The sequence below is a fragment of the Rhizobium ecuadorense genome (genome assembly GCF_001187535.1).
In the GTDB taxonomy this organism is placed as follows: Bacteria; Pseudomonadota; Alphaproteobacteria; order Rhizobiales; family Rhizobiaceae; genus Rhizobium; species Rhizobium ecuadorense.
Map to the genome: position 1 here is coordinate 24,540 of NZ_LFIO01001445.1, position 6,574 is coordinate 31,113.

General features: G+C 58.5%; 8 protein-coding genes. 4 read left to right on the top strand and 4 right to left on the bottom strand.

Annotated elements, in window-relative coordinates; all coding sequences use genetic code 11:
* Nucleotides 1-75: 75 nt before the first annotated feature.
* The 4 genes from gfa to AF337_RS30170 are packed head-to-tail and all read right to left on the bottom strand — an operon-like array spanning nt 76 to nt 2,990.
* Nucleotides 76-648: an S-(hydroxymethyl)glutathione synthase gene (gene gfa, locus AF337_RS30155; protein WP_049735042.1), complete on the bottom strand. Its 573-nt coding sequence runs from the start codon at nt 646-648 to the stop codon at nt 76-78.
* A 60-nt stretch (nt 649-708) separates the two neighbouring features.
* Nucleotides 709-1,545 carry an S-formylglutathione hydrolase gene (fghA, locus tag AF337_RS30160; protein WP_049735051.1) on the bottom strand — a complete coding sequence of 279 codons (837 nt, stop codon included), beginning with the start codon at nt 1,543-1,545 and terminating at the stop codon, nt 709-711.
* 52 nt (nt 1,546-1,597) lie between these two features.
* A complete protein-coding gene (locus AF337_RS30165; RefSeq protein ID WP_049735043.1) occupies nt 1,598-1,873 on the bottom strand; it encodes a DUF3861 domain-containing protein in 276 nt (91 codons plus the stop codon).
* 10 nt (nt 1,874-1,883) lie between these two features.
* Entirely contained in the window at nt 1,884-2,990 is a 1,107-nt protein-coding gene (locus AF337_RS30170; protein WP_049735044.1) for an alcohol dehydrogenase catalytic domain-containing protein, read from the bottom strand.
* A gap of 144 nt (nt 2,991-3,134) precedes the next feature.
* Here AF337_RS30170 and AF337_RS30175 point away from each other — a divergent pair, with 144 nt between their 5' ends.
* The 4 genes from AF337_RS30175 (at nt 3,135) to AF337_RS30190 (ending at nt 6,001) form a co-directional block, all read left to right on the top strand.
* The gene (locus AF337_RS30175) at nt 3,135-3,485 is read left to right on the top strand and encodes a DoxX family protein (RefSeq protein ID WP_049735045.1); all 351 of its coding nucleotides are present in this window, start codon (nt 3,135-3,137) and stop codon (nt 3,483-3,485) included.
* A gap of 57 nt (nt 3,486-3,542) precedes the next feature.
* Nucleotides 3,543-4,160 carry a TetR/AcrR family transcriptional regulator gene (locus AF337_RS30180; RefSeq protein ID WP_049735046.1) on the top strand — a complete coding sequence of 206 codons (618 nt, stop codon included), beginning with the start codon at nt 3,543-3,545 and terminating at the stop codon, nt 4,158-4,160.
* A 382-nt stretch (nt 4,161-4,542) separates the two neighbouring features.
* Nucleotides 4,543-5,397, top strand: coding sequence for a hypothetical protein (locus AF337_RS30185; RefSeq protein WP_049735047.1), 855 nt, complete (start codon nt 4,543-4,545; stop codon nt 5,395-5,397).
* A gap of 19 nt (nt 5,398-5,416) precedes the next feature.
* Entirely contained in the window at nt 5,417-6,001 is a 585-nt protein-coding gene (locus AF337_RS30190; protein ID WP_049735048.1) for a YceI family protein, read from the top strand.
* Nucleotides 6,002-6,574: the final 573 nt, after the last annotated feature.

Genomic DNA, 6,574 nt, shown 5'->3' on the forward strand with positions numbered 1-6,574 from the left:
CCCCAGCCGATGTTGATCGAGCAAAAATGACCCTCATTGAGCGTTTGGGAGCCGGCTGGTGCCGGCTCTTTCGGTCTAGGCCGGCAGAACGCCGTTCTTTCTCGCCGTCCAAGTGGCGATGTAATCCATAAGGCCGGGAGCCAGGCAATCATAGGGTTCGAGGTCTAGTTCGCGAAGGCGCGCGCGAACGCTCTCCATCTGCGCCGGATCGGAACCGCCCTCGATGATCGAAGACACGAATGCCGCAAAACCTGGCTCCGCCCAACCGTCTTCCTCGAAGCGCTCCGGATGCAGGAACGAGAGCCCCTGGAACGGGTGATCGCGCTCGACGGGTCCGTGCATGTGGACGCCGCATTCCTTGCAGGCATGCCGCTGGATCAGGGCGTTGGCATCGATGACGGTAAGCTTGTCGCCATTCTCGATCACCTCGACGTTTTCAGACGGAGCGACCGCAACGATCGAAAAGGCTGCGCCTTCCGGCTTCCAGCACTTTGTGCAGCCGCAGGCGTGATTGTGGGCGATATCGCCCTTGATCTTCACTTTCACTGGATTCGTGATGCATTCACAGACGAGCGTCCCACCCGCAAAAGATGCCGCACCCTTCTTCAATCCTCCATCGAGATGAGGATGTATGCCGATATTTGCCATTGCTTGTTCCTTTGATTTTACCGGACACCATGTCCGGCCTTCTGACGGCAGTGCGGCAGATCAGCGGTTGAGCCGCTCAGCGTGCCACTTCAAATGGTCTTCCATGAAAGTCGAAATGAAATAGTAGGAGTGGCCATAGCCCTCCTGCATGCGAAGGTTCAGCCGGATGCCGGCTTGTTCGCAGGCCCTCTGCAGTTCCGAGGGACGCAGTCCGTCCTCGAGAAAACCGTCGGCCGTTCCCTGGTCGACAAGGAGCTCGGGAAATCGGAAACCATCCTCGATGAGCGCGCAACTGTCGTATTGCCGCCAGGCGGCTTCGTCAGCGCCCAGATAGCGCTCGAAGGCGGGGCGGGACCACCCAGCCACTGCGGGTCGCGCAATCGGCGCGAATGCAGAGCAGCTGCGGAAGCGGTCGGGGTGCTTCAGGGCAAGCGTGATCGCCCCATGGCCCCCCATGGAATGTCCGAACACGCCTTGGCGGGCCATATCCGCCGGGAACTCCGAAGCGATAAGACGGGGAAGCTCCTCCGAGACATAGGAATACATACGGTAGCTCACATGGAACGGCGGGGATGTCGCGTCGAGATAAAACCCGGCACCACTGCCAAACTGCCAATTGCCGGGATCGTCCGGCACGTCGTCGCCTCTTGGGCTCGTGTCGGGGCAAACGACGATCAAGCCCAGGAGTGCGGCGGCCCGCCGATACTCACCCTTTTCCATGGCATTGGCATGGGAGCAGGTCAGTCCCGACAGATACCAGACCACCGGGCACAGACGCTCCTGCGCTTGCGGCGGCAGATAGACGGCGAAAGTCATGTCGCAGTTGCAGGTGTCGGAGCGGTGAGCGTAGACGCCCTGGGTTCCGCCATACGACCGTTCCAGCGAAATTGTCTTCATGTCATGGTCCTCGATTGCTTCCGCATGCACCGCGGTCGGAACGGAAGCGGCTTCAGCGTTTCAGGGACTTCATGAAGCTGCCGATATGCGGGAACAGTCCCTTGAAAGGCGGATCTGCCCGGTGTCTCATGAGCACCTCTGCAAACAGCTTCAATCCGATGATGAACTCTGCCGTCTCATCTTCAGGCAGCAGCTGCTTTTGGCGCACTGCCGAGAGGATCTTGAACAGGTCGTCGTGGTTGGTGGTTTGGAAAACGAGAGCTTCGTCGGCCGCCGAAGGGACGCCGCCCTCCAGCCGCTCGACGGTGATCCGGTAAGAGTAAGCCATCGGCGCTTCGTTACAGTTCGACGGCGTAGTAGGTGAACCCGCCCTCGTCTTTGCCGACGCCGGAGATCGCATCATTGATCTTCTCCAACGGCCACACCATCGGCGACATGACCGACATGTCGATGATGCCAGCCTCGACCATGGCGGCGATTTCCGTGCCTTCGGCGGCGGTGAACCAGACCGAGCCGATCAACTCCATCTGCTCGTCCATCCACCACTTGACGTCAACAGGCAGAGCTCCGGACGTGCCGCCGATGTTGACGATGCGCCCGCCCCGCTTGACGCCGCCCATGGCGTCAAGCATGGAATCAAGAGGGGCCTTTGCGCCGAGCGTATCGAGCATGAGGTCGGCGCCGCTTCCGTTGGTCTGCGCCTTCACGAAGCTTCCCGACGATCCGTTGACATTCGAGAAGGTGACGATCCGGTCTGGAGCGATCGCCTTCAGCCGCTCGAGGAGCTTCTCGCCCCTGGCGACGGCGTAAATTTTTGCGACGCCCATCGCCAGCGCGAACAGTGTGGCCCCAAGCCCCAGCGTGCCGGTTGCGCCATTGATGATCAGGGCCTTGCCCATCAGCGGCCCGCATTTTTTGAGGGCGGCATAGGAGGTACCGAGATATCCCAGGCGGGAGCCTTCGACGAAACTCATATTATCCGGGATCTTGATGACCTGCGCTTGCGGGGCGAGCATGAATTCGCCGAAGCCGCCGTAAGGATAGCGGGCGAACATCTCGAGGCTTTTCTGGTTATAACCGAAATAGCCGCCGAGGGTCCAATGTTCACAAGCCTGCGGCTTGCCCGACGAACAATGGTGGCAAGCGCCGCAGAATCGACCGGGATTCACATAGACCCGGTCGCCCGGCTTGAGGTTGACGACCTGCGGGCCGACCTCGTGAACGATCCCGCTCGGATCGAGGCCATGGATTGCCGGGCGCGGCGGAAGCGGCATCTGCGGATACCAAGTTTCCCAGTTGGCCAGCACGTTTGCCAGGTTTGGGACCATTCCGCAGGCTTTAACACGGACGACGACGTCGCTTCCGTTTGCCTGTGGCCGCTCAACCTCGTCAATCCTCATTGGCTGACCCACGGCATGCAGGCGCGCAGCACGCATCATTTCCATAAGCATTACCCTCCCAAACTCAGAGATCGCGTCGTATTGACATCCTATTTAGATTGTGAATACCGTTTAGTATCTGAAAAAGCAAGCGAGGATTGCCAATTATCCTCGCGGACGCGGCGAGAGGCCGCCGTCAAGGGAGGAGACATGGACTTCGTATTGGTTGACTGGCTGCGCATTCTTTGCGGCGCTTGGCTTATTCCCCATCTCATCGGGAAAGGACTGCATTATGAGAAGGCCGGTGGAACATTCGAGGCGGCAGGCTTCAGGCCCGGAAGGCTGTTCGTAGGACTCACCATGGTTGCGGAGGCGTGCGCGGCGGTCGGTCTGATTTTCTCGATATACCCCCGGGCTGCAGCCCTTTTTGGTGCTGTGGTGCTGCTTGGCGCAGCCTACGCAGTTGTGAAAATCAACGGCAAAAATTGGCGCTGGCAGAAGATGGGTCCCGAGTATCCGATTTTCTGGGCACTCGTTTGTGTTCTAACGGCTCTTGTGTGACCACCTCGTTTTGAGGTACGCCTCGGTCTCTGGATACGCAAGGAACGGATTTTGCGAATGGCACGACTGACACGTGAGCAAAGTCAGGCTCGCACAAAAGAAAAACTTTTGGCGTCCGCTTACGAAGTCATGGCACGCTACGGTTACGCCGGGGCGTCCATCGAACGGATTGCCGAAGAGGCCGGCTACTCCAAAGGCGCCTTTTATTCAAATTTTGCCAACAAGGAAGATATTTTCCTGCAGCTTCTCGCCGGCAACGCTGGTGGCGACGTCGTTCAGCTGGCCGAGCTTCTCGGAAAGCAGGATGACCCGATGGGGCTGATCGATGTCTTGGCGGCATGGGCGAACGACCGCGGCGACGATCGCAGATGGGGCATGCTGGCTATAGAGCTTCTGCGAATGGCCCAGCATGACCACACGCTCGGAGATCGGCATGTGAAGTTGTTCCGGGATCAATGGGAAGGCGTCGGCAAGATACTCATCGACAAGCTCGATCTTGTTCTGCAACCGCCGGCGTCCCCCTTCTACATCGGCGGTATCGTTCTCGAGCTGACCTATGGCGGTATCTCGAGCTTCCTCAAGGACGGGGCACCCGGAGACATGGTGCGCGTCGTTTTGCGGGAGATGTACCGGTCCTCACGCGCGGCGACGCCGGCCGCGCGGGCTACTGCCTAACCAAATCTCGACTATCGCGTCCATGAGAAAGCGCGCGCCGACGCCGGCGTGCGCTTCGACCTTGAGCAATGATTCTGCCCATGCCGAAGCTTTTACGGCCGCGCGAAGAGCAAGACTCTTTCTGTGCAAACGAGCTTGACAACGCAAATCTCAAAGACTAGCCTTCATCCAAAGACTAATTGGTATGTGAAAACCAACTGGTATTTAGACTCGAGAGCCGCGACCGCTGTTGAGGAGCATGCGGAATATTGGGGGGATCATGGACACTGTCACAACGATAACAGCCCGTCGAAGCGCGCAAGCCCTCGCGTAATGCCTATCTGACCGTGCAGGCTGTGCGCGGCGGCAGCATGCCGTCAAATCGCAATTCGGAAATTATCATATGCTTGGATTTGGCAACTCCCCGCAGGAGGCGCTGGTCGCGTTCCTGCTCGCCATGACACTGGTCGGCATTTTAGCGTCGAGCCTGGTGCGTCGGCGCAGTCTTGCCCGGCTTACCGACCTCCTCATGCCCGCGGCACTGCTGGCAGCGTATTGGCTCACCTACAATAAGGTACCGCCATTTCCGCCTGTCGGTGCGATCAATAAGGTGTTTTACCTAATCGCTATCGGGACGGCGATCGGCTTTGCCGTCGAGATGGCGGCCCCACGCGCTGTGCGCCATCTCGCGCTTCTACAGCCGGTGGCAGCAGCATTATATATCGGTGCGCCGCGATTGGGGACAGCGTCCTGGGAAGTGGCGCTTGCAGCTATCGTTGGAATGGCAGTCACGGGGATGGTCTTCTTGCGTGGGGCAGGAGGTGCGGAAGACGACGTGAAGCGGGGCGGCGTCGTTGCCGTACTTGCGCTCGGCTTTGCACCGATAGCCCTTCTCGGCGCTTCGTCCTCCTCGTTTCAACTCTGCCTGATGTTTGCGGGCGGCTGTTTCGGAATTTTGATTATTCACGCCACAAAGCCTGCCTTCCGTTTTGGCGGGGCCTCGGCGGTCGGCGCCTTGGGCGGCTTGATTGCTATCGCCGATACCGTCGTGCTTATCACGCGCAAAGCCGATCTCATCGCACTTGCGGTTCTCGCTATGTGCCTCGTCCTGCCGATATTCTCGGAGCGCGTCTGCAGGACGCTCGGCCTATCTCGGCCATTTGCCCGCCTTTTTGTCCATGTCGTCCTGGCTGCACTGCCGGCCGCGGCGGCCTTTGCCGTCGCGTATCTCGACTATGGATCGAGTTTTCCAGTTTAACATGAGGAGGAGAATGAAAATGAAATACCGATTTGCAGCACTGCTACTTTCGATGACGGCGCTCGCCGGCGTCGCGTCGCCGGCCTCGGCCGCGAAATTCGACATCGATCCGGTCCATTCGGGCATTGCGTTTTATATCGACCACCTGGGCTTCTCGAAAGTGATCGGTGTCGCGCAAGAGTTCTCCGGCGCGTTCGATTTCGACGCTTCCAAGCCGGACGCCAGCAGCCTTGATGTCAAGGTAACCGTCGCTTCGATTTCGACGAACAACAAGCAGCGTGACGGCGACATCCAGAGCGCCGACTGGTTCAATGCCACCGAATTCCCGGAAATCACCTTTGTCGGCAAGGAGTTCAAAAAGACGACCGACACGACCGGGCAGATCGTCGGAGACCTGACGATAGCAGGCGTCACGAAATCCATGACCTTGGACGTCACGTTCAACAAGGAGGGCCAGAACCCCTGGGATAAGAGCCACGTTGTCGGCTTCAGCGCCACGACGAAAGTCAAGCGCAGCGATTTCGGCATGAAGGCAGCACTCGGCATGATCGGCGACGAAGTCGATCTCGTGATCCAGGTGGAAGGCCGCGAACACCAGGGATAATGGAAGACCGTCAGGTCGCCTCCCGAGAAGGGCGCTGTCGTGTGATCACGACGGCGCCTTTTCTGTTGACGCTCCTTCAGGTTGCTTGCACCGGACAAATCCAGAGCATTCCGGAGGGCCATCAGCTGATGATTTTTACGCATGAATATAGCTCTCAAACACCGTGTCGTATTTGAATTCGTGAAAATATAGTGGGACAGCCCGGCTGAAAAGCGGACTTCATATGTGCTCGAATCGAGATTTGGAGTCATTCATGCATTTCGGATACTTTTTGGTATGCAGATGCGTTTTGGTATGTTAATGGGGTGGAAAATGCGGTTGGAGGGTCGCGAGGAAGTTGCCCCGCAGACCCGAGGGAGGGTGGATTTTGTCAAAGTGCGATCTCGATCACGGTGGCTCTCCGTATATTTGTCTGGGCCGTGACTTCCCGTCGCTTCAATCCCTATCCCCTCTGACATCCGACGTCCTTGATCACGGCTCTGTCGAGGTAGGCTTGGTTTTCATCGAAAGGAAATTCTAAATGGACGTTCGCGCCGCCGTAGCCGTTCAGGCCGGAAAACCGCTCGAAGTGAT

Bases quoted from the DNA above. Each gene is read 5' to 3' on its own strand.
- gfa (WP_049735042.1), bottom strand. From the start codon at position 648: ATGGCAAATATCGGCATACATCCTCATCTCGATGGAGGATTGAAGAAG.
- fghA (WP_049735051.1), bottom strand. From the start codon at position 1,545: ATGAAGACAATTTCGCTGGAACGGTCGTATGGCGGAACCCAGGGCGTC.
- AF337_RS30165 (WP_049735043.1), bottom strand. From the start codon at position 1,873: ATGGCTTACTCTTACCGGATCACCGTCGAGCGGCTGGAGGGCGGCGTC.
- AF337_RS30170 (WP_049735044.1), bottom strand. From the start codon at position 2,990: ATGGAAATGATGCGTGCTGCGCGCCTGCATGCCGTGGGTCAGCCAATG.
- AF337_RS30175 (WP_049735045.1), top strand. From the start codon at position 3,135: ATGGACTTCGTATTGGTTGACTGGCTGCGCATTCTTTGCGGCGCTTGG.
- AF337_RS30180 (WP_049735046.1), top strand. From the start codon at position 3,543: ATGGCACGACTGACACGTGAGCAAAGTCAGGCTCGCACAAAAGAAAAA.
- AF337_RS30185 (WP_049735047.1), top strand. From the start codon at position 4,543: ATGCTTGGATTTGGCAACTCCCCGCAGGAGGCGCTGGTCGCGTTCCTG.
- AF337_RS30190 (WP_049735048.1), top strand. From the start codon at position 5,417: ATGAAATACCGATTTGCAGCACTGCTACTTTCGATGACGGCGCTCGCC.